Genomic DNA, 23,811 nt, shown 5'->3' with positions numbered 1-23,811 from the left:
AATCATACCGTTAAGCGAAAAATTAAATTACACACTAAAAATAAAATTTGTGTCGAAGATTGCTATATTGCAATCAATATCGTTTAATCTGCCTATATTGGTTTAAAAGTTTCAATCTATTGGGCAAAACAGCCCTTAAAAAAAGTAAAGGAGTATGCAGTGGAACGAATCAACTTCAACGGCAAAGCCGCGCGGAAAGTCGCTGGTGGACTGCTGCTGCTAGCAACAATTATGTTGACGGCTTGTAATGGATCATCTGGTGGGGATAGTTCATCCACAACACCGACACCGACACCTGTTCCCAATGCATCTGCAGTGGCAACAAAAATCTTGGTATCCACAGATAAATCTACCGGAGTCAAAACAGGTGGCACCGATGAAGCAACTCTAACTATTCAAGCAATTGATAAAAATGGCGGTGCAATTAACGGCGCGTTAATTGATCTCTCAACCACTACGGGTGTATTAAGCTCATCAGGGGTAACCACAGGGGCTGACGGCAAAGCAACGGTTAAATTTAATGCTGGCGATGATAAAAACAACCGGGTTGAAAGTATTACTTTAAGTAGCGGCACTGCTGCCACCAATAATCTATTCACCACTGCATTTCCAGTAAAAGTGATTGGCAGCACAGTAACCATCACGGCATCAGCAAACAGCTTGGTTTCAGGCACAGAGACTCAGCTGGAAGTCTTAGTGAAAGATGGTAATGAGCAATTGATTGATGGGGCAAAAGTTAGCTTTAGTAATTCCGGAAGCGGCAGTGTGACCTTTTCTGCTCCTGAAGTAACAACGGTTAATGGCGGCAAAGCAACAGTCAAAGTGACTGGAGCAACAGCAGGGCTGACCACCATCACAGCAACGGCACTCGGAAACACCAAAACTCAAGATTTAACCATTACTGGCACCAGTGCATCCAGCTTCCGAATCAGCTCTCCGGCTGCGTCTCGTTATGCTCTGAGCACAAATACTGCCTTGCCAATTACGGTAAATGCACCAGGCAGCAGCACCGTTGTGTTTGCAGCCACACTGGGCACTTGGTCCAATGGAAAAACCACACTGGAAGTGCCCGTTGTAAATGGCGCGGCAAGTGCAACCTTTAGCTCGTCCAGCACAGGCATTGCTACAGTGAGTGCTTACGATAAAACCAAGCCATCGCAATCCAGCTCTATGTCTGTTGCGCTCACCGCCGATGTTGCCAATGTAAGTGCTGTAGATGTTTCAGTACAAAGCAAAGCATCTATCCTGGCCCCTAGCGCAGGCACACAACAAAACACGACTTTAATTACTGCAAAAGTTACAGATAAAGCTGGGCAGCCTGTTGGCAATATTCCAGTCGCTTTTGATATTTCACAATCAACAGGGGGCGGTGAAACAGTTTCTCCTGTCGTAGTATTAACCAGCGATGGTACAGACCCTAACAAACCACTCGGCGTTGCAGAAACCACCTTTACTTCCGGCTCACTGCCTAGCGGACAAAGCAGCAAGTCCGTTGGCGTACGTGCCACCGCCCTATTAGCCAATGGCGCTACTCAGCCTTCAATTGCATCTGCGCAAATCACTATTGCAGGCGGAGCAGGATCAATCTCGATTGGCCAAGCCAGCAAAATTGGCTCATCCACAGATAACACGCGTTATCAGTTATCTATGTCAGCAATTGTTGCAGATGCTGCCGGTAACCCACCACCGGTAGGCACAGAAGTGAATATTTCGGTATGGCCACTTTATTTCTCAACCGGTAGCGGCTGCGTTTACGATAAAACCTTTAAAGCTGAAGATACCAATGAGAACTTGACTCTGGATGCGGGTGAAGATGGTGTTATTAGCCAAGTAGATAACATTACCTTCCAACTTCCCCTTACCAGCTCAAGTACGCCTTATGTACCAAAACCAAGTATCAATAGCAAAAATGGCAAATTGGACCCACCACCAGCTGCTGCAGGTACTGTTCCTGTAAAAGTTAAGACCGAAGCAGACGGCAGCGCACCATTTGTCTTTACATACAATAAGTCTGATTCAATCTGGACTGTCGTACGTATGCGGGCAAGCACTAAAGTACAAGGTACTGAAACTGTTTCTGAAAGTATTTTCCGCCTGTCTCCAACCAAAGAAGACGTGGATTTACCTAAAACCTGCTTTATTTCAGATTCAAAATATAACGCCATCGTGCCTTAATTTTTGATATCGCATCAACAAAACAGCCGCTTAATCAAGCGGCTGTTTTTATTCCCCATCCCACAAATAAACCTTCAAATCAATCTTCCCACCTTCCCCAAACTCCACACCTTCGCACTGTAATAAAAAACGCTGTTCATCATCATTGCCATCTAGCCCTCTAGGGCTGACTTTGCCTTGGCCGTTGATCACGCGCTGCCACGGTACTGGGGTTTCTTTATCATGCAGGCAGCGGCCGACGAAGCGGGAGTGGTTGGGGTAGCCAGCCAACTTGGCGATCTGGCCGTAGGTAGCGACTTTGCCGTAGGGGATGCGGGTAACGACGCGGCGGATGGCTGTTGCGATGGCGCTCATAGCGGACCTTTCAGCAAAAGTTCTGTAGACACAAAGGGCGGGGAGAACACAGAGCTCGCTGAGAAAAACGAGTTAATACCAACACTGAACGCGTCATTCCCGAATGCTTGTATCGGGAATCCAGAGGTAATTCTGGCCCCCAACAAAACCACTCGGGGGTGACCAATGCAAAAAATTCTATTAAATGGAGGAGTACAAACCCAAATCTTGAACCACGGAGGACACAGAGAGCATGGAGTTTCACGGAGAAAACCCAAACCCTGTTTTGTTTGGTTTTCTCCTTGTTCTCCTCGTCTTTCTCCGTGCCCTCTGTGTCTACAGATCTTGGGTTTTAACCCTTACGCTCAACCTGGCTTACATCACGCACGGCTCCAGTGTGGGCGGAGGTGGTCATGGCGGCGTAGGCTCTAAGTGCTGGTGAGATATAGCGTTGACGATCAACAGGTTTCCACGCGTTTTTGCCACGGGCTTCCATTTCTACTCGGCGCTCTTCCAGCGTTGCGTCATCCACGGCAAGGCGAATGCTGCGCTGGGGGATGTCGATTTCTATGGTGTCACCTTCATGCACCAAACCAATCAAGCCGCCATCGGCCGCTTCTGGGCTGACGTGGCCAATGGATAAGCCGGAAGTGCCGCCAGAGAATCGCCCGTCGGTTAGCAGCGCGCACGCTTTGCCCAAGCCTTTAGATTTTAAATAGCTGGTTGGATAAAGCATTTCTTGCATGCCGGGGCCGCCTTTCGGACCTTCATAGCGAATCACCACAATATCGCCGGCTACGATTTGGTCGGCCAGAATACTAGCTACCGCATCGTCTTGGGATTCAAACACACGGGCACGGCCGGTGTATTTAAGAATGGAATCATCCACACCAGCAGTTTTAACAATACAGCCTAGTGGGGCGATATTGCCGGATAACACGGCGAGGCCACCGTCTTGACTGTATGCGTGCTCTTTACTACGGATGCAGCCATTTTCACGGTCTAGATCCAGCTCTGGCCAGCGCATGGACTGGCTAAACGCGATGGTGGTCGCCACCCCGCCCGGTGCTGCACTAAAGAAGCGATGCGCTTCGCTGTCTTTGTCGTTGACGCTAATATCCCACTTCGCCAACGCTTCACCCATGGTCGGTGCGTGCACTGTTTTGGCGTCAGAATGGATCAGCCCAGCACGGTTTAGCTCGCCCAAGAGCGCCATCACACCACCAGCGCGGTGCACGTCTTCCATATGATATTTTTGCGTAGCCGGTGCGACTTTAGCCAAGCACGGCACACCACGGGAAACCCGATCGATATCTTGCATGGTGAAATCAACTTCAGCCTCAAACGCGGCAGCCAGCAGGTGCAAGACGGTATTGGTCGAGCCGCCCATCGCCACATCTAAGCTCATGGCGTTTTCAAATGCGGCCTTGGTGGCGATGCTGCGCGGCAAGACTGAATCATCATCTTGCTCATAATAGCGCTTGGCAATTTCAACAATGGTGCGGCCCGCTTGCAAGAATAATTGCTTGCGATCGCCGTGCGTAGCCAACATCGAGCCATTACCCGGCAAGGACAAACCCAAAGCTTCGGTTAAGCAATTCATCGAATTTGCGGTAAACATGCCAGAGCAAGAGCCACAGGTTGGGCAGGCAGAGCGCTCTACGGCGGCGACTTCTTCATCGCTCACACGGCTGTCCGCGGCTTCAACCATGGCATCAACCAGATCTAGCTTACGTACGCCGCCTTTCCAATCCACCTTACCCGCTTCCATCGGCCCGCCAGAAACAAAAATCACCGGAATATTCAGGCGCAGCGCAGCCATCAGCATGCCGGGAGTGATTTTGTCGCAATTGGAGATACACACAATCGCGTCGGCACAATGCGCGTTGACCATATATTCAACCGAATCGGCAATCAGATCACGGCTGGGCAGGCTGTACAGCATGCCCGAATGCCCCATAGCAATGCCGTCATCTACGGCAATGGTGTTGAATTCTTTGGCGATGCCGCCGGCTTTTTCGATCTCTCTGGCGACCAGCTGGCCTAAGTTATGCAGGTGAACATGGCCCGGCACAAATTGGGTAAACGAGTTGGCAATGGCGATGATGGGCTTATCGAAATCACCATCTTTCATGCCTGTTGCACGCCACAGGGCGCGGGCACCGGCCATATTGCGGCCATGCGTGGTAGTGCGGGAGCGGTAGACGGGCATAATCATTCCTTGCTACGAGGTAAATCAATCAAGAAAAAGACTTCAAATATCTGAATAGCCGTATTTATAAAGAGCGCATCAACCACTTGGGTAAAGCAGGAGGCTAGTCAGAAAACGGCTGATCGACTCTGCGTAGTAAAAGTAATTTTGTCACTCCAACATGCAGTGCTGGCGGCCCAAAGGAAATATTCAGGCTAAGTACGGCTTAGTTAGCCACTGTTTCGCGTTCTGCGAATCAAATGTCAACATAGCCTAGGGTATAATCGAACCATTTTATCGGAAGGCTGGTTTGCATGCTAATTCATCCGCAATTTAACCCGATCGCCATCCAAATTGGCCCAATAGGCATTCACTGGTACGGGCTGATGTATCTGATCGGCTTTATGCTGTTTTTGTTTATGGGCCGTATGCGCGCCAAGCAATCCAATCTATGGAAGCCAGAAGAGCTGGACGATCTCTTATTCTATGGCGTGCTAGGGGTGATTCTCGGCGGGCGGCTGGGTTATGTGCTGTTTTATAAGCCAGACTTTTACTTCTCAAACCCGCTGGATATCCTCAAAGTTTGGGAAGGCGGCATGGCGTTTCATGGCGGCTTCCTTGGCGTATTGGTGGCAATGTGGGTATTTGGGCGCAAAACGGGCCGCAGCTTTTTTCAAGTAACCGACTTTATTGCCCCACTCGTGCCGCTTGGCCTAGCCGCTGGTCGCTTAGGTAACTTTATTAATGGCGAACTGTGGGGCAGAGTGACTTCGGCAGATATGCCTTTTGCGATGATTTTCCCGCAGGCAAGAGACGGGCTGCCACGCCACCCTTCGCAGCTGTATCAGTTTGCATTAGAAGGCATCGTCTTATTTATGATGCTTTGGTTTTATTCTGCCAAGCCACGCCGCACTGGCCAAGTTTCTGCGCTATTTTTATTAGGTTACGGCGTATTTCGCTTTATCGCCGAATTTGCCCGCGAGCCCGATGATTTTCTTGGCTACTTAGCCCTGCATCTTTCGATGGGACAATTGCTCAGCCTGCCGATGATCCTGATTGGCGCACATTTGTTTTGGTGGAGCAGCAAAAAACCACGCAATGCTTAACTCGTAGGATAGGCGGAGCGTTCTCTACGCGAAAAAAGACTACGCACGTAGAGCGATACCCATCAACGCTGCGGCTCCGATGAGTATCGCCAAAACACGGCTCCACCCATCCTACAATGACATCTTAATCATAGAGAAACCACCATGAAACTACGCTCCATCGCCCTTGTGGCCTCTTTGCTCGCCGCTGGCTTTTGCCAGGCTGAGGAAGTATTAAGAGTCTCAGCCATTCCTGATGAATCGCCTACTGAGCTACAGCGCAAATTCACCCCTCTGGGCAAATATCTGGAAGCCGAGCTAGGCATGAAAGTGCAGTTTGTACCGGTGACTGATTACGCTGCCGTAGTGGAAGCACTGGCTGGCAAGCGCATTGATTTGGCTTGGTTGGGCGGCTTTACTTTTGTACAAGCTAATAAACGCGGCAAGGTTACGCCACTAGTACAACGCGAAGAAGACGCGCGTTTCACCAGCAAATTTATTACCGCCCGTAGCGACATCAACAGCCTGAACGATCTAAAAGGCAAGACCTTTGCCTTTGGCTCGGCATCCAGCACCTCCGGCCATTTAATGCCGCGCTACTTTATTGAGCAAAAAGGCATTGATCCGGATAAGGATTTCAAAGGTTTGCCTGCTTATTCCGGCACACACGATGCCACCGTGGCTTGGGTGGCTTCGGGCAAGGTAGACGCGGGTGCGTTGAATGCTTCGGTTTGGGATAAATTGGTCGAACAAAAGAAAGTTGATCCAAGCAAAGTGCGCGTGTTCTACACCACGCCACCGTTCTTTGATTACAACTGGACGATCCGCTCTGATCTGGATGCTGGCATCGCCGCCAAGCTAAAAGCGGCCTTCTTAAAGCTGGATGCTAAAAACCCAGCGCATAAAGAAGTGCTCGATCTACAACGCGCCAGCCGCTTTATCCCAACATCGGCCGAGAATTACAAAGCGATTGAAGAATCAGCCAAGAAAGTGGATTTGATTAAGTAAGAACCTAAGGTCTGTAGACACACACCGAGCTTAAAAGCAGAACACAGAGAAATCATGAGTTGCTATTCGTAGGAGTGGCTTTAGCCGCAAAAGCAGCGTTTATTCAAAACTATTCGCAGCTTATGTCGCTCCTACGGTAGACATAAGCCAGCTCAAAGACGCTTTTCCTCCGTGTGCTCTGTGTTCTCCCCGATCTCTGTGCCTACAGATTTTTTGCTCTCCATCTCCCTTACATAAGTACACCATGTTCCAACTGCAACAGCTCTCCCTCACGCTTGGCGCTACTTGCGTATTAAATAACATCACGCTTGCCGCCACTCAGGGCGAGCAGATTGCGCTGATTGGGCCTTCTGGCGCGGGTAAGTCTTCTTTACTTCGGCTGCTGGGTACGCACCATGCGCCCAATAGCGGTGAGCTGCGTTTACTAGATCAAAATCCGTGGCTGCTCGATCGTCGCCGTCTGCAGCAATTACGCAGCCGCATCGGCATGGCGTATCAAGCACCGCCGCTGCCTGGCAAAAGCCGTGTGATTACAGCCGTGGCAGCTGGGCGATTAGGGCGACAATCCTTTGCTCAATCTTTACTGGCGCTGGCTTATCCGCAAGATATTGCAGGGATACGCGCGGTACTAGAACAGGTGCAGCTGGCTGATAAATTATTTGTAGCTTGCGATACCCTCTCTGGCGGGCAATTACAGCGGGTGGGCTTGGCACGCGTGCTGTATCAAGCGCCTGATCTTATCCTTGCCGACGAGCCCGTTTCCGCGCTTGACCCAGTCTTAGCAGATAAAACCATAGACCTGCTCACCTCTGCGGCACAGGCTCGCCAAGCCACACTGCTCACCAGCTTGCATTCAGTTGATCTGGCACTCAAATTCTTCCCGCGCATTGTGGGCATCCGCCAAGGGCAGATTCAATTTGATTTACCGAGCGCGGAAGTCAGCCCCACCCTGCTCGATACGCTGTATGCGGGGGAAAGTAATGATCCAAGTACTCCGCCAGCAGCCAGCCTGCCTCGGGGCGCTCGATGCTAGTTCGGGAGAAAGATCCCGCTGCACGCTTGCGCCTAACGATTACGCTAATCGTTATTCTGCTGTTCGCACCCGCCTTCCAGCTCAGTGGTTTTGCTCCTTGGAAGCTTTGGGAAAGCGGTACGCTAAGCCATCTTTTTGTTTTTTTAGGCAGCTTTTTTCCGCCCGCGCATTCCGCCGATTTTTTGCAAGAGATGGGTTTAGCCACCATCCAGACTTTGGCCGTGGCCACGACCGGATCGCTGCTGGCGATGCTGATTGGCTTTCCCGCCGCCCTACTCAGCACGCAGGCGCTATCGGTTCCGCTACTCACCGCTGGCCGTAATCGCGCTGCCCGCTGGCTAGGTGTGCCGCTACTAAGAAGCGCTTTAGTCCTGCTGCGTGGGATACCGGAAATCGTTTGGGCGCTGCTGTTTGTTCGCGCCTTTGGCCTAGGCTCTACAGCAGCAGTTCTGGCGCTTGGGCTGGCTTATGGCGGCATGCTTGGGAAAGTGTATTCAGAGATTTTAGAATCGCAGCCCAAAGAAGCCGCTGCGGCACTCGCAGCCAGCGGTGCTTCGCGTTGGCAGATTTTCACCCACGCCCTGCTACCGCAAGCCCTGCCCGAGCTGCTTTCCTACTCGGTTTATCGCTGGGAATGCGCGATCCGTGCTTCGGCGGTGATGGGTTTTGTCGGCGCTGGTGGGCTAGGGCAATTGCTTGATACTTCGATCAAGATGATGAATGGCGGCGAAGTAGGCAGCTTGCTGATTGTATTTTTACTGCTCGTTACCTGCACCGAGGCCATCAGCCAAGCGGCCCGTAAAGCACTCGAAAGTAGCATCAGCAAAATGCTGCTGGCGGCGATTGGCATGGTGGCCTTTTCCTGCTACTGGCTATGGAGCGATTGGCAACAGGCCTTTAGCACCAGCAGCCAACTCTTCGCCTATCTTTACGATTTTTTCCCTGCCGATTTCAGCGCCGATCACCTATCGCTGGTGGCGCAGGGCGCTTTAGAAACACTGGCGATTTCTGCAGTTGGCACGCTACTCGCGCTGTTTGGTGCAGCCTTGCTCGCCCTGCCTGCTGCTGGCCGCTGGGGACAAGGGGCAAAAACAGCCGCAAGGCTATGGCTGAATTTACTGCGTGGTGTGCCTGATTTACTCTGGGCTGCGATCATGGTGCTGGCCGTAGGCCTTGGCCCCTTTGCCGGAACCTTAGCACTGGCGCTGCATACTTGCGGCGTGCTGGGCAGGCTGTTTACCGAAACGCTAGAAAACGCCGATCCCCAGCCATTTAACGCGCTAGTTTGCTCAGGCAGCAGCCGTCTAAATGCCTTTTGCTACGCCCTGATGCCGCAAGTCATCGCGCAATGGATTGCCTATACACTCTACCGCTGGGAAAACAATATCCGTATGGCCACCGTTTTAGGCTTGGTGGGCGCAGGGGGTTTAGGGCAGCAGCTTTACTTCACCCTTTCTTTATTCCAGCAACAACAAGCCGTCACCATCATCATCGCCATGCTGGGGCTGTCTTGGCTAGTAGAGCAGCTCAGTCTGTTTTTAAGGAAGAGACTAGGCTAGGTAATATCGTGTGTGGCAGAACCCCGATTTTTCACAGCAAAAAACCAAGAACCTTCGTGCCATTTCATACTCTGACTCACTTAGATTCTTACATCAGGAAAAACATGCCCGAATTTTTAACTGCAGATATTGGCTGGTGGGTGCTGGCTTGGGTCTTGATGATTTCAGGGCTTTTAGGCACGCTACTGCCGTTTTTACCTTCTACCCCGTTTATCTTTGGCGGCATGTTGCTAGCGGCATATTTGGATCAATTTGTGCGGGTGGGCTATGGCTGGCTAACCGTGCTGGGCTTGCTGCTGATTTTATCGATGGCGCTGGATTATATTGCTGGGGCATTAGGGGCAAAAAAAGCGGGGGCTAGTCCTGCTGCGGTTTGGGGCGCTTTAATCGGGGGCATTTTAGGTATTTTCGCTGGCCTAGCTGGCCTGTTGCTAGGGCCATTTATTGGTGCAGCAGTGGGTGAATTCTGGGCAAAGAAAGATGTAATGCAGGCTGGAAAAGTAGGCATCGCCACCTTTATTGGCATGTTGGTCGGAGCGGTAGCCAAGATTGCGATCGGCTTATCCATGTTTGCCGTATTTGCCTTTGCTTGGTGGGTTTAGTATGCCCTACATCAATAAAACCCAAATCTTGAAACACGGAGACCACTGAGAACACGGAGTTTCACGGAGAAAACCTTACTAAGAATTGGCTTCATATTAGCTTTCTGCAATGACACGGTCGTCATCTCTGAATACATTTATCGGGGATGGCGATTTTATCCAGTCTGCAATTTCGGAGGCTTATTTCGAGCCATGTTCTATTTATGTTTTTCTCCGTGAAACTCCGTGTCCTCCTTTCCTCCGTGGTTTAAGGTTTGGGCTTACTTACCCCCACTAAAACCAGCGCTTTGATCTGAAATACAGCGTTAGGCCAATACCGATCGCCGCCATTCCTCCTAAAACCATAAAATATCCCCATTGCCATTTTAGCTCCGGCATCACTTCAAAATTCATGCCATAAATCCCGGCAATTAAAGTGAGCGGCATAAAGATGGTGGTCAGCACACTCAAGCGGCGCATTTCAATATTCATGCGATTTGCTTGCAAAGACATGTAATTATCTTGCAAAGAGTTGACTAAATCCCGCAACGCTTCGCCACTTTCTATCATTTGCACCACATGATCGTATACATCACGCAAATAGAGCTGGGTTTCATCGCGAAAGAAATCGGCTTCATCCCGCTGTAAAGTATTCATCACTTCACGCAGCGGCCATAAGCCGCGTTTTAGATATTGCATGGTGCGGCGCAAAGCTTGAATTTCTTGCAGTTGGGATGGATGAGGGCCGCTGGAAATCGCATCGTCCAAATCTTCACAACGGTCACTAATCGCTTCCAATACCACAAAGTAACGATCAACCAATTTATCCAGCAGGGTATACACCAGATAATCTGTGCCAAACCGCCTAAGCTGCGATTGATTTGATTTAAGCCCATCACGGATTTGATTAAAGGTGCCGCTGGGCTGCTCTTGAAAGGTCAGCACATAATTACGCCCCAGCACAATGCTGACATGCTCGCTACTGATCTCACCCGCATCGTTCACACTGACCAAGCGCACACAAATAAACACATAGCCATTAAATACTTCAACTTTGGGTCTTTGCTCGGTATTGAGGATATCCTCCAGCACCAAGGGGTGCAGGCCAAAACGGCGGCCCACCACCTTTAATAAATCAATATTGGCAAGGCCGTGCAAATTAAGCCAAAGCAAGGGAAACTGCGGTTGGTAATCAGCCCCTTCTGCCAAAGAAGTAAAATGCGTTTCTTGAAAATCATCCGCACCCTGCCCGTACTCGATCAAAGTAGCCAGTGTTGGGTCTGCTACACGCGGGCCAACATAATGCAGGCTACCTGGTGCCATGCCGACTTTGGTGGCGGTAGGGACCGTTCTTAGCTTACGACGAGCAGCTTCATGCCGATGTTTTGCCACGCGTGCACCTCCTCTGTCAGTGCATAAGCAGTCAGCGGATTAGCTTCCAGCCAAGTATTGTCTAATTCCAGCAAAAATTGCTTACTATTGGCTTCACAGCGCAGCAAGGGCAGATCAATATCTGTGCGGGAGCGGCAGAAAATAGTCGCCAGCCTCAGTGCCAGAATCGCTGACCATTCAACTAAATCGATCGTTTCATCATTCAGCTTACTTAAGCCACCACGGTGTGCTAAAACCAAGCGCGCCAGCAATGCTTGTTCGCGCTTAGAAAAGCCCGGCATATCCGCATGCAATAAAATATACGCAGAATGTTTGTGATAACTGGCATGCGCAATCGAGCGGCCTACTTCATGCAATGAAGCCGCCATATTCAGGCGATGCGCTCCTACCGTATCGTCCGCCACCATGCGGTTAAATAATTTACCCGCCAATAGCCCTACACGCTCTGCCTGGTAAGGATCAACATGATAGCGGCGCTGAAACTGCTCTACCGAGCGATGACGGATATCATGCTCGGATTGACGCCCAACCAAATCGTATAAAACACCATCACGTAGCGCGCCAAAGGTCACGCCCATGCGCTCCACGGCCAGCATATCAAACACGGCCATCATAATGGCAAAGCCACCCGGCAAGACGGGGCGGCGATCTGAGCGCAGGCCATTAAGCTGCACTTTATCAACATGCCCTGCGGCCAGAATATGCTGACGCAACTTATCCATCCCCTCGCGGGTAATGCCCAGCGCAGAAAAATCATTTAGCTCTAAAATATCGGCAATCGAGCGGGCCGTGCCCGAAGTGCCTACTGCACGCTGCCATTGCTCATGATTAAAATCGGGCACCAGTGAAAGCAACATGCCGCGCGCAGCAAGCTCGGCCTCAGCCAAACGCTCGGCAGTAATGATTCCATCTGGGAAAAAACGTAAGCTCCAGCTCACGCAGCCCATCGGCACGCTTTCGGTACGGAAAATTCTGAAATGACTACCGGTAATCAACTCGGTAGAACCACCGCCGATATCGACCACCAAACGCTTATCACGCGTAGCAGGCAAGCTGTGCGCCGCGCCAATATAAATCAGCCGCGCTTCTTCACGCCCTGCAATCACTTCAATGGGGAAACCCAAAGCCGCTTCTGCTTGGGGAAGAAAAACACTGGCATTTTTGGCAACCCGAAATGTATTGGTTGCAACCGCACGCACGCATTCCACAGGCAAGCCCCGCAAGCGCTCGCCAAAGCGGGAAAGAGCCTCCAGCGCTTGTTGCTGAGCTTCAGGCGTGAGCGAGCCAGAGGCATCCAGCCCTGCCCCCAGCCTTACGGTTTCTTTCAAAGAATCTAAGGGAAACAGCGCACCTTCAACCACACGAGCGATTTGCAAGCGAAAGCTGTTAGAGCCAAGATCGACTGCGGCAATGATAGGATAATCAGGCATGTAAATACCGAGATGAGAGCATGGGCGTAACGATAACGTGCCCCCGCCTTGCTGGCAAACAGGAAAATCCCCACACGTTAAAAAGGGCAAAGACGATTTGCACGTATTTGCCCTTAAACTTCAATAAACCGAATTGAAATCAGCTTAGCTCAGCGCTACCCGATCGACTTCTTCCTGGTTTTTATGACGAACATCCTGACCTTTTACCAAGTAAATAACCTGCTCGGCAATGCTTACCGCTAAATCACCAATACGCTCAATCGCCTTGGCAATCCATTGGATTTCTAAGGTAATGGTAATTGCGCGCGGATCTTCCATCATCACAGTAATTAATTGACGTTGTAATGCACGGTATTCATCATCTAAACGCTCATCGGCGCGCTTTACATCAGTTGCCGTTACCGCATCCATACGAGCAAATGCATCTAATGCTTTAGACAACATATCCAATGCATGCTCAGCAATATGATTTAATTCATTAAAACGAGGCACTTGTAAGCGACCCGCTTCATAAATATTCTTTGCCCGTTTGCAAATACGTGTCGCTTTATCGCCGATTCTTTCTAAATCTTCTACGGCTTTAATCACCGTCATCACCATACGTAAATCAGATGCGGCTGGCTGGCGACGCGCAATCATATGAATACACATATCATCAAGCAGCACATGCATTTCATTAACGCGGTTTTCTTCTTCCAGCACATGATTAATGATATTCATATCGCCAGATGCCAAAGCTTGCATCGATTGGCGTACTTGCTCTTCTACCAAACCAGCCATTCCCATCACCTGGGAGCGAATTTCTTCTAGTTCAGCATCAAATTGTTTTGAAATATGTTCAGCCATTAAAGAAATACTCCTACAGTTTAAGCTTATTATAAAATAGCATATCTATATGACTATTTTATTGCAAGTATCTAAAAAACAGCCAGCAGCTTTGGTACTATTTTAATACTTGCACCCCTTTGCTTGTGCCTAACAACAGTACATCCGCACGACGATGAGCAAATAAGCCATTAGTGACAACTCCCACAATTTCATTAATCTGGCTTTCTAATTTATTTGCTTCACTAATTTGTAGCCCATGCACATCCAAAATGATATTGCCATTATCGGTGATCACACCTTCACGATAAGCCGGGTGGCCGCCCAATTTAACTAATTGCCGCGCCACATAAGAGCGTGCCATTGGAATCACTTCTACTGGCAAAGGAAACTTGCCCAACACATCCACTAATTTGCTTTCATCGGCAATACAAATAAACTGCTCAGCCACCGCTGCCACAATTTTTTCACGCGTTAAAGCCGCACCACCGCCTTTAATCATTTGCAATTGGCGATTAATTTCATCCGCCCCATCAACATACACGGGCAAATGATCAACTGTATTTAACTCAAATACCGGTATGCCATGTGATTTCAAACGAGCTACGCTCGCCTCTGATGAAGAAACCGCACCTTGAATACGGCCTTTTATGGTGGCTAATGCATCAATAAAATAATTAGCGGTAGAACCTGTACCCACGCCAACAATACAATTGTCCGGCACATATTCAAGTGCAGCACGGCCAACGGCTTGTTTCAATTCATCTTGATTCATTGTGTATTCCTATTTAAGTAGAAAATCATCAAATCTAATTATAAGTCGCCCTAATTATGCGCTTTTGTGCAGCGTCAAGGCAGCGTTGCCAAATAATGACGAATTCCTGAAAGCAGCATTTCTACCGCAATCGCCGTTAATATCAGCCCCATTAAACGCTCAAATGCCGTGGTTACACGCTCGCCAAGCAATAAACTAATTTTTTCTGAAAAAGCCAGCGTAAAACCGCACACCAGCATCGTTAGCGCTAATGCACCTACCCATTCCCAAAGCCTGGCTGGCTCACGTGATACCAGTAATAGCACCGTTGCCAATGCAGACGGGCCTGCCAACAGGGGAATAGCCAAAGGCACAATAAAGGGCTCGCCCTCGGACGTATCGCCAAAGACACCTTCCGGGTGCGGAAAAACCATTCGCAAAGCAATCAGAAACAAGATCACCCCGCCCGCAATCCCCAATGATGTTTCAGATAAATGCATCAGCTGTAAAAACTGCTGACCAAACAGCATAAAAATCACCAGTACACAAAAAGCCACCGACACTTCACGCACAATCATGCGCGTTCGTCTGGCTTTGGGCACTTGCTTTAACAAGGAGACAAATAAAGGAATGCCACCCAGTGGATCAGTCACAAGGAGCAGCAAAATAAAAGCCGAAGCAAAAGAAGAAGTTTCCATAGCCTGATTCTAGCGTGTACCGCATTAAAAACACATTGGGAAAAACAGGGTGGCTTACTTGCCTCGCTGGCAAGCAGCAATCCACTAGTCGGCCCGCCCTGCATGACAATAGCTGACAGACCATAGTGCTTTAAGCAGCATGATTAAATTTCTGCAATTACGCGCTTGCTTGCAAGTCATCGCATTGCGGTCCCTTACCCAATCTTACCGTGGATAAACATCATGGCTTTAACTGATAAAGATATTGCACTGGTCAGAGAAACACTGGCCCTTGTGCTGCCGATTGCCGATGCTGCAGCAGAAATGTTTTATCAGCATTTGTTTGAAATCGCCCCCGAAGTAAGGCCGCTTTTTAAAGGCGATATAAAGAAACAAGGCGCGATGCTGATGAGCAGTATTAAGCTGGCTGTGGACAATATTAATAAGCCAGAAGTGCTGCTACCTACCATCCAAAAACTGGGTGAACGGCACGCCAAGTATGCAGTACAAGAAGAACACTACACCACCGTGGGCCACGCCTTACTCTGGACGCTGGAACAAGGTTTGGCCGATGCCTTTACTGATGATGTAAAAAAAGCCTGGGCTGCCACCTACACCACACTGGCCTGTGAAATGATCAAAGCGCAACGTGCGGTGATTGAATAAGCAAACACTTGCAAGCCTGCCTGAGTCTATTTAAAACGGTATGCGTCTAGAATATATTTTGAGGTAAGGACAATGGTTTACATACTAGCCGATGTAGAATACTTTCTTGAATCAAGGCAAAAACTTAAAACAATATTTCAAAAAACCATGCTTGTTTAGAGAGAAACCATGCGCTTCAAACCAACAACCGTTTTAAAACACCACCTGAAATACAGTTACCTAGGCCTAATCTGCGCCTTAAGCGCTTGTGGCGGCTCGCAAGAAGACACAAATCTCTCCTCAAACAACCCTCTGCTGGCCTCTAGTACATACAAAGATTTATGTGCTAATCCAAGAACAGGTGCAGATCCTTATAATAACAACCTCCCATATACCGACCGTGCAGGCGCATTAAAAAATGAGAAAAACTGGCTAAGATCATGGATAGATGAAACCTATCTCTGGTACAGAGAAGTACCGCAAAATCTTAATCCCGATCATTTCAGCACTGCGGTTGATTATTTTAATGCGCTCAAAACACCCGCACTTACAGCATCCGGTAAAGAAAAAGATCATTATCACTTTAGCCAGAGCACCGCTGAATTTAATAAGCAAAGCCAATCAGGGCTTGAGCTGGGCTATGGTATGGAATATGCATTTGTTTCTACCCAGTTCCCTCGTAAATTAATTGTTGCCTACACCGAGCTAGGATCTCCGGCTGAAAAAGCCGGTATACGCCGGGGAATGGAAATTGAAAGCGTAGATGGCTATGCTTTAAGCTATAGCAACAACACAGATGCACTGAACTCAGGTTTATTTCCAACAGCAGCGAATCAAAGCCACAGCTTTGTATTAAAAGATTTAAACGGACAGAAACTATATAAAACATTAATCGCGGCTGATATTCAAACAAACCCAGTACAAAATGTAAACAGCTTTAACACATCCACAGGGAAAGTAGGCTATTTAACTTTTAATAGCCATAACGCCATTTCTGAAAAAAAATTAATTGATGCCGTCACCAAACTAAAAAACGATAACGTATCGGATTTGATTCTGGATTTACGCTATAACGGCGGCGGCGCACTTTATATTGCCGACGAGCTAAGCTATATGATTGCCGGGCCAGCACAAACTCAGGGAAAAACGTTTTTTAAACTAAAATATAACGATAAAACCCCAGTAGACCCGAATAACACCTGGCCTTTTTATCAAACATCGAGTATTTCCAGTGCCTTTTTACCGCAAGTATTACCCACACTGAACTTAAAGCAAATCACCATCCTAGCCGGCAGCGGCACTTGCTCAGCGAGCGAAGCGATTATTAATGGCTTGCGCGGTGTGGATGTGAAAGTCAATTTAATCGGCGGGCAAACCTGCGGTAAGCCTTATGGATTTATCCCGCAAGACAATTGCGGCACCACTTATTATGCAGTGCAGTTTCAAGGTGAAAATCATAAAGGCTTTGGCGACTATGCCGATGGCTTTGCCCCCACCTGCAAAGTAAGCGAAGATTTTAAATTGCCACTGGGCGATCAAGACGAGCGGCTCATCGCCGCCGCTTTAAACTACCGCAGCACAGGGCAATGCCCTGCCAACGGGCAGGCTCAATCATTGGGCGAAAGCAAACCACTGCGCCCTGCCACCCGGGAAATCATGACGCTAGAGAAAGCCAAGCGATGAAACGTCTGCTTATCTGCCTGCTCTTAAGCGGCTGCCAAGCTTTTGCGCAAACACCCGTTGCCGCTGTTTTACAAAAACCGAGCGAAGAAATACATCATACGATTGCCAAAATGCTGGGCGTACCTGAAATAAGGCTGGCCAATAAGGCCTTGATGGAAGACAGCCAGCTGCTCATCGAGCGCTCAAAGCTACAAAGTTTAAGCCTGGAAAAACCAGAAATTTTCAGGCTAAGCCTGATTGGCACAAGCTGCTGGTTAGAGAGGGTGAGCACGGGGCAGAGGCGAGAGTTGAAAGAGGCATCGTGTAAAGCAAAGTAAGAGCGCAAGGTGGGTATTCACCCCGCCAAAATGCAAACGGGGAAGGCTTTGCCTTCCCCGTTCTACGATCTATCAAAACCCATTAAGCATCCATTACCAAACGCCCATAAACTCCAACATCCCTTCTGCAGCCTGACGGCCTTCAAATACGGCACGTACCACCAAATCTGCACCACGCGCCTGATCGCCACCGGCAAACACTTTTGGATTGCTGGTTTGGTGTTTCAAGGCTTGCTTCTCTGGCGCAATGGTACGGCCACGGCTGTCTACTTTAATTCCCTGAGCTTCAAACCAGGATGCCGCTTCTGCCTGAAAACCAAAGGCCACGATCACATGATCGCATTCTATGATTTGCTCAGAGCCTGCCACTTCAACCGCCACTTGGCGACCATTCGCGTCCGGCGCGCCCAATTCGGTGGTCACGAGTTTTAGCCCAAGGCTGCCATCGCTGTTTTGAATAATGCCCACTGGCTGGCGATTCCACAGAAACTCAACGCCTTCTTCCTTGGCATTTAATACTTCACGCTTGGAGCCTGGCATATTGACTTCATCACGGCGATAGGCGCAGATCACCGATTGTGCCTGCTGGCGAATCGAGGTGCGATTGCAATCCATTGCCGTATCGCCACCACCCAAAACCACGACGCGCTTACCGGCCATACTGATGTAATCTTCACCCGCTGGTAAGGTATCCATGCTATTTCTGACATTATTAATCAGAAATGGCAGCGCTTCCATTACGCCGGGCAACTCTTCACCTTCAAAGCCGCCCTTCATGTATTTGTAAGCACCCATACCCATAAACACGGCGTCGTAGTCACGCAGCAGCTCTTCGATCGTGATGTCTTTGCCAATTTCGGTATTCAGGCAGAACTCGATGCCCATCCCTTCCATGATTTCACGGCGGGTTTGCATCACTGATTTTTCCAGCTTGAACTCTGGAATACCGTAGGTGAGCAGGCCGCCAATTTGCTCGTAGCGATCGAACACCACCGGCTGCACGCCATTACGCACCAGCACATCGGCACACGCCAAGCCAGCAGGGCCAGCACCAATCACGGCAACTTTCTTGCTGGTTTTCACCACGCCCGACATATCCGGACGCCAGCCTTGTTTGAATGCTTCATCAGTAATGTATTTTTCAACCGAGCCGATCGATACCGCACCAAAGCCACCTTGATTCAGCGTACAGGCACCTTCGCACAGACGATCTTGCGGGCAGACACGGCCACAGATTTCTGGCAGCGAATTGGTTTTGTGCGATAACTCGGCCGCTTCAAACAAACGGCCCTCATCCACGAGCTTAAGCCAATCGGGGATGTAGTTATGCACGGGGCATTCCCACTCGCAATACGGATTACCACAGCCCAAGCAACGAGCGGCTTGCTCTCCGGCATCAGGCTTATTCAGTGGAGCGTAAATTTCTTTAAATACAATCTTGCGCGCAGCCGCGTCAACCTTCTCGCCCGGGTTGCGCGCAACCTTCATAAACTGGAATACATCTGACATGATCTAAACCTCGGTATTTGAATTTGATGTTGGATTGTGTAGGTTGGGCTAAAGCTAGCCCAACATCGCTATCGTCGGCGAAATGTTGGGCTGATCAATCGCTAGCCCAAGCTATCCTCATCAATCCTTTAAAAGATCATCCAACTTGGCCGCCTTAGGTTTCACCAGCCAGAAGTTATCCTGCGCTTCATCAAAATCGGCCAAAATATCAATGGCGCGGGTCGATCCGGTTAGCTTGGCGTGATCACGCAATTTTCCGCGTAAGAAGGCCCGCACTGCACCGTAAGACTCGCCATTAATCAGATTAATATCAACCAGCTCATTATTAATACGGTAAGCAAAACGCTCTTTAGGATCGTAAACCAGCGCAAAACCACCGGTCATCCCCGCCCCAAAGTTATAGCCTGTTTCACCCAGCACAATCACACAACCGCCAGTCATGTATTCGCAACCGTGGTCGCCAATGCCTTCCACAATGGCCGTTGCGCCCGAGTTACGCACCGCAAAGCGCTCACCCGCCGTACCAGCAGCAAACAGCTCGCCGCCGGTTGCACCGTAAAGGCAGGTGTTCCCCACAATCACGCCCGCATGCGATTCAAATTCCGAAGCTTTGGGCGGATAAACCACCACGCGCCCGCCGCTCATACCCTTGCCGACGTAATCGTTGGCGTCGCCTTCCAGCTCAATCGTCAAGCCCTTGGCATTCCATACGCCCAGAGATTGCCCTGCCGAGCCATGCAATTTGATATGCAGGCATTCATTAGGCAAGCCATCCGCGCCGTGTGCCTTGGCGATTTCACCCGACAAACGCGCACCGATGGAGCGATGAATATTACGCACTGCATATTCAAATTTTTGCGGCGTTTGGCTCTTAATGCCAGCAATGGCGTCTTTCACCATTTCTTCGGCCAGCTCACCCTTATCAAAAGATGGGTTGCGCGCTTCCACGCAGAAACGCGGTTGCGATTCCGGAATCGTGCCTTGGCTTAGCAATACGCCCAGTTTTAGGCGACCTTGTCTTTCGGTTGCGCCCGCAGCCAGCTCCAACATTTCGCTATGGCCGATCAGATCGGATAATTGACGAACCCCAAGCGCCGCCATCCATTCACGGGTTTCTTGCGCAATAAAGGTAAAGTAATTCACCACCATTTCTGGCAGGCCAATAAAGTACTTGGAGCGTAGCTTGATTTCTTGCGTAGCTACACCGGTTGCGCAGTTGTTTAAGTGGCAAATTCTTAAGAACTTACAACCCAGCGCTACCATCGGCCCGGTACCGAAACCAAAACTTTCTGCGCCCATCATCGCGGCTTTCACCACGTCTAGGCCGGTTTTTAAACCGCCATCAGCCTGCATGCGCACACGGCCACGCAAGCCGTTAGCACGCAAGACTTGCTGCGCTTCGGTCAGGCCCAGCTCAAACGGCGTACCGGCGTATTTCACAGACGCCAAAGGCGATGCACCCGTACCACCGTCGTAACCCGAAATGGTAATCAGATCGGCGTAAGCCTTAGCCACACCGGCAGCAATCGTGCCCACACCCGGTTCAGCCACCAGTTTCACCGAGACCAAGGCTTCCGGATTGACCTGTTTCAAGTCAAAAATCAGCTGGGCCAAATCTTCAATCGAGTAAATATCGTGATGCGGTGGCGGGGAAATCAAAGAAATCCCAGGCTTGGAGCAACGCAGCTTAGCAATCAGCGGGCTGACTTTATCCCCTGGTAATTGGCCGCCTTCACCTGGCTTAGCGCCTTGCGCCACCTTGATCTGCAAGACTTCGGCATTGACCAGATAATGCGGCGTCACCCCGAAGCGGCCAGAGGCCACTTGCTTGATCTTGGACATTTTCATCGTGCCATAACGCGCCGGATCTTCACCGCCCTCACCCGAGTTCGATCTTCCGCCTAAGCGGTTCATCCCTTCAGCCAAGGCTTCGTGCGCTTCTGGGCTGAGTGCGCCCAGGCTCATGCCTGCGGAATCAAAACGCTTCAGAATATCTTCAACGGATTCGACTTCATCAATCGAAATTGCCTTAGCAGCATCGAGCTTCAAGCCCATCAAATCGCGCAACATAGCTACAGGACGCTTGTTCACCAGATCGGCGTACTTGCGGTATTCCTTGTAATCGCCGTTTTGCACGGCTTTTTGCAGCTGCATCACCACATCAGGGTTGTAAGCGTGGTATTCCTCGCCAAACACATATTTCAACAAGCCGCCCTGAGCAATCGGGCGCATGGTGTTGAAAGCCAGCTTGTTGAGCTTGCCCTGATCATCTTGGAAATCAGCAAAATTAGCGCCAGAAATCCGTGAAACCGTGCCGTTTAAGCAGAAATCAACCACTTCTTCATTCACGCCAACCGCTTCAAATAATTGCGAGCCGCGATAAGAAGCAACGGTTGAAATGCCCATTTTAGAGAGAATCTTCAACAGCCCCTTATTAATCCCCTTACGGAAATTATTGGCGGCTTTCTCGAGCGGCAAATCTAGCTGGCCGATTTCTACCAATTCTTTAATCGTTTGGTAAGCGAGGTACGGGAATACTGCGGTTGCGCCATAGCCAATCAGGCAAGCAAAGTGATGCGGATCGCGCGTCGTAGCGGTTTCCACAATAATATTCGTCAGGCAACGTAAGCCTTCATTCACCAGCTCATGGTGAACCGCACCCACAGCAAACAGCGCTGGAATCGGCAAGCGGCCTTTTTGAATATTTTTATCGCTTAATACCACCACCACGGTTTTTTCATCACGAACGCTAGCGAGCACATTGGCGCGCAGGGCTTCGATGGCCGCTTTTAAAGTGGTTTGAGCTGGGTCGAACGTAATATCAAAGAAAGCCGGCTTGTAATCCGGGTCCTGCATGGTGGTCAGCGAATCAAATTTATCTGACGACAATACCGGCGAGCGCACTTCTAAGCGGCTGGCGTTAAATTCTGTTTCTTTAAACAGATTACGCTCAGGCCCAAAACAGGTGTTCAGCGACATCACGATCGCTTCGCGGATCGGATCGATCGGCGGATTGGTCACCTGCGCAAATTGTTGGCGCAAATAATCATAAGGCGAGCGCACTTTCTCAGATAACACCGCCATTGGCGTGTCGTCACCCATCGAGCCGATGGCTTCTTGGCCATCTGCAGCAAGTACGCGCAAGATTTGATCGCGTTCTTCAAAAGTCAGCTGAAATTGCTTCTGATAAGCCAGCAATTGCTCACGGCTCATCGCTTCTAGCGGAGAGTTATCTTCTGCCAGCTCTAAATGCTGGGCGTGTTTCTTCACCCATGCGCGATAAGGCTGGGCGGTTTTAAGGCGGTTATCAATGGTTTCGGTATCTAAGAATTCACCATTACTTAAATCGACAGCCACAATCTGTCCCGGTTTAACACGACCTTTCTTCACTACATCTTCGGGCTTGTAGCCCCACACGCCAATCTCGGAAGCAATCGTCAGGTGACGATCTTTGGTAATCACATAACGCGCCGGGCGCAAGCCGTTGCGATCCAAGGCACAGCCTGCGTAACGGCCGTTGGTCCAAACGATACCGGCTGGGCCATCCCACGGCTCCATATGCATGGAGTTGTATTCGTAAAATGCACGTAAGTCTCTATCATTGCTATCGACGTTTTGCCATGCAGGCGGCACCAGCATGCGGAAAGCACGGAACACATCCATGCCGCCCATTAGCAAGCCTTCGAGCATATTGTCCATCGACATCGAATCAGAGCCATTGGTCTGAACAATCGGACGCACCGTGTCCATATCCAGATGCTCGCTATCCATAATCGCTTCGCGGGCTTTGGCCCATAAACGATTGCCGTGCAGGGTATTAATTTCGCCGTTATGCGCTAGGTAGCGGAAAGGCTGAGCCAGCTTCCACTGCGGCCAGGTATTGGTCGAAAAGCGCTGGTGATACACGGCCAGTGAAGACTCAAAGCGTGGGTCTTTCAGATCCAGATAAAATTCTGGCAAATTATCCGGCGTAACCAAGCCCTTATAAGACAGCACATGCGGGTTTAATGTTGGCATATAGAAAGCCACATCATCAGTGTTGGCTTTTTCTGCCACACGTCGTGCCTGATAAAGCTTTCTTTCAAAAACTTGGCTTGTCATCCCAGCCGGTGCGTTCACAAACAATTGGCCAATTTGCGGCAGTGTTTGTAAGGCGTACTCGCCACAGGCATCCACATTAACCGGCACGCTACGCACACCCGCTACCGACAAGCCCTGCTCTTCCATCGCTGCGAAGAGTTTTGTTAATGTTGCTTCTGCGCTATAAAACACAATCCCTACAGCGTATTCATCGGCCACCGTCAGATTATTTTCTGCGGCCACAGCGCGCAAAAAACCATCCGGTTTTCGAAATAGCAGACCACAGCCATCGCCTGATTTTCCATCAGCGGCAACAGCGCCACGGTGTGTTAGACATGCAAGAGAGCTAATTGCGGTAGAAACCAGCCAATGCGACGGCTTGTCATCCATTTGAGCAATCAGGCCGAAGCCACAGCTATCTTGTTCGAACGTCGGGCTATACAACGTGCCCTTTAACCAGCCTTGTCGATCCATCACAAAACCCTTAGGGGAAGCAGAAGTTTTTATATCAATTTGCGGCGAAATGGCCTTGAT

18 protein-coding genes are annotated in these 23,811 nt (G+C 49.8%); 9 read left to right on the top strand and 9 right to left on the bottom strand.

Going from position 1 to position 23,811, the window contains the following annotated elements:
* Positions 1–159: 159 nt before the first annotated feature.
* Complete coding sequence (locus tag VN23_RS00345; RefSeq protein ID WP_046350248.1) at positions 160–2,175, top strand: Ig-like domain-containing protein; 2,016 nt, start codon at positions 160–162, stop codon at positions 2,173–2,175.
* A gap of 48 nt (positions 2,176–2,223) precedes the next feature.
* Here VN23_RS00345 and VN23_RS00340 read toward each other — a convergent pair whose 3' ends face one another.
* A complete protein-coding gene (locus tag VN23_RS00340) occupies positions 2,224–2,529 on the bottom strand; it encodes an MGMT family protein (protein ID WP_046350249.1) in 306 nt (101 codons plus the stop codon).
* A 331-nt stretch (positions 2,530–2,860) separates the two neighbouring features.
* Positions 2,861–4,720 (bottom strand): dihydroxy-acid dehydratase, encoded by a 1,860-nt coding sequence (gene ilvD, locus VN23_RS00335; protein WP_046350250.1) that lies wholly within the window; start codon positions 4,718–4,720, stop codon positions 2,861–2,863.
* Between the two features lie 293 nt (positions 4,721–5,013).
* Between ilvD and lgt the strand changes: the two genes are divergently transcribed.
* The 5 genes from lgt to VN23_RS00310 all read left to right on the top strand — a co-directional run bounded on the left by lgt (position 5,014) and on the right by VN23_RS00310 (position 9,986).
* Complete coding sequence (gene lgt, locus VN23_RS00330) at positions 5,014–5,805, top strand: prolipoprotein diacylglyceryl transferase (RefSeq protein WP_046350251.1); 792 nt, start codon at positions 5,014–5,016, stop codon at positions 5,803–5,805.
* A 144-nt stretch (positions 5,806–5,949) separates the two neighbouring features.
* A complete protein-coding gene (locus VN23_RS00325) occupies positions 5,950–6,792 on the top strand; it encodes a putative selenate ABC transporter substrate-binding protein (protein ID WP_046350252.1) in 843 nt (280 codons plus the stop codon).
* Between the two features lie 244 nt (positions 6,793–7,036).
* Complete coding sequence (locus VN23_RS00320; RefSeq protein WP_046350253.1) at positions 7,037–7,825, top strand: phosphonate ABC transporter ATP-binding protein; 789 nt, start codon at positions 7,037–7,039, stop codon at positions 7,823–7,825.
* Entirely contained in the window at positions 7,819–9,384 is a 1,566-nt protein-coding gene (gene phnE / locus VN23_RS00315) for a phosphonate ABC transporter, permease protein PhnE (protein ID WP_046350254.1), read from the top strand. The genes VN23_RS00320 and phnE overlap by 7 nt, the downstream gene beginning before the upstream one ends.
* 104 nt (positions 9,385–9,488) lie before the next feature.
* Positions 9,489–9,986, top strand: coding sequence for a DUF456 domain-containing protein (locus VN23_RS00310; protein ID WP_046350255.1), 498 nt, complete (start codon positions 9,489–9,491; stop codon positions 9,984–9,986).
* Between the two features lie 273 nt (positions 9,987–10,259).
* Here VN23_RS00310 and corA read toward each other — a convergent pair whose 3' ends face one another.
* From corA to VN23_RS00285, 5 genes are all read right to left on the bottom strand, one after another.
* Positions 10,260–11,357: a magnesium/cobalt transporter CorA gene (gene corA, locus VN23_RS00305; RefSeq protein ID WP_046350256.1), complete on the bottom strand. Its 1,098-nt coding sequence runs from the start codon at positions 11,355–11,357 to the stop codon at positions 10,260–10,262.
* Positions 11,318–12,787 carry an exopolyphosphatase gene (gene ppx / locus VN23_RS00300; RefSeq protein ID WP_197432988.1) on the bottom strand — a complete coding sequence of 490 codons (1,470 nt, stop codon included), beginning with the start codon at positions 12,785–12,787 and terminating at the stop codon, positions 11,318–11,320. The genes corA and ppx overlap by 40 nt, the downstream gene beginning before the upstream one ends.
* Before the next feature lie 144 nt (positions 12,788–12,931).
* Positions 12,932–13,633, bottom strand: coding sequence for a phosphate signaling complex protein PhoU (gene phoU, locus VN23_RS00295; protein WP_046350257.1), 702 nt, complete (start codon positions 13,631–13,633; stop codon positions 12,932–12,934).
* A 97-nt stretch (positions 13,634–13,730) separates the two neighbouring features.
* Positions 13,731–14,387 carry a ribose-5-phosphate isomerase RpiA gene (gene rpiA, locus VN23_RS00290; protein ID WP_046350258.1) on the bottom strand — a complete coding sequence of 219 codons (657 nt, stop codon included), beginning with the start codon at positions 14,385–14,387 and terminating at the stop codon, positions 13,731–13,733.
* A gap of 74 nt (positions 14,388–14,461) precedes the next feature.
* Positions 14,462–15,064 carry a MarC family protein gene (locus VN23_RS00285; RefSeq protein WP_046350259.1) on the bottom strand — a complete coding sequence of 201 codons (603 nt, stop codon included), beginning with the start codon at positions 15,062–15,064 and terminating at the stop codon, positions 14,462–14,464.
* A 222-nt stretch (positions 15,065–15,286) separates the two neighbouring features.
* Here VN23_RS00285 and VN23_RS00280 point away from each other — a divergent pair, with 222 nt between their 5' ends.
* The 3 genes from VN23_RS00280 (at position 15,287) to VN23_RS00270 (ending at position 17,688) form a co-directional block, all read left to right on the top strand.
* Positions 15,287–15,709 (top strand): globin family protein, encoded by a 423-nt coding sequence (locus VN23_RS00280; protein WP_052746394.1) that lies wholly within the window; start codon positions 15,287–15,289, stop codon positions 15,707–15,709.
* Between the two features lie 168 nt (positions 15,710–15,877).
* Positions 15,878–17,371: a S41 family peptidase gene (locus tag VN23_RS00275; protein ID WP_046350260.1), complete on the top strand. Its 1,494-nt coding sequence runs from the start codon at positions 15,878–15,880 to the stop codon at positions 17,369–17,371.
* Positions 17,368–17,688 (top strand): hypothetical protein, encoded by a 321-nt coding sequence (locus VN23_RS00270; RefSeq protein ID WP_046350261.1) that lies wholly within the window; start codon positions 17,368–17,370, stop codon positions 17,686–17,688. The genes VN23_RS00275 and VN23_RS00270 overlap by 4 nt, the downstream gene beginning before the upstream one ends.
* Before the next feature lie 93 nt (positions 17,689–17,781).
* Here the strand turns inward: VN23_RS00270 and VN23_RS00265 are convergent, their stop codons facing one another.
* A complete protein-coding gene (locus tag VN23_RS00265; RefSeq protein ID WP_046350262.1) occupies positions 17,782–19,197 on the bottom strand; it encodes an FAD-dependent oxidoreductase in 1,416 nt (471 codons plus the stop codon).
* Between the two features lie 120 nt (positions 19,198–19,317).
* Complete coding sequence (gene gltB / locus VN23_RS00260) at positions 19,318–23,751, bottom strand: glutamate synthase large subunit (RefSeq protein WP_046350263.1); 4,434 nt, start codon at positions 23,749–23,751, stop codon at positions 19,318–19,320.
* Positions 23,752–23,811: the final 60 nt, after the last annotated feature.

Source organism: Janthinobacterium sp. B9-8 (assembly GCF_000969645.2).
In the GTDB taxonomy this organism is placed as follows: Bacteria; Pseudomonadota; Gammaproteobacteria; order Burkholderiales; family Chitinibacteraceae; genus Iodobacter.
The sequence above is the reverse complement of the archived record's forward strand: the minus strand, read 5'-3'. Positions and strand labels throughout refer to the sequence as shown.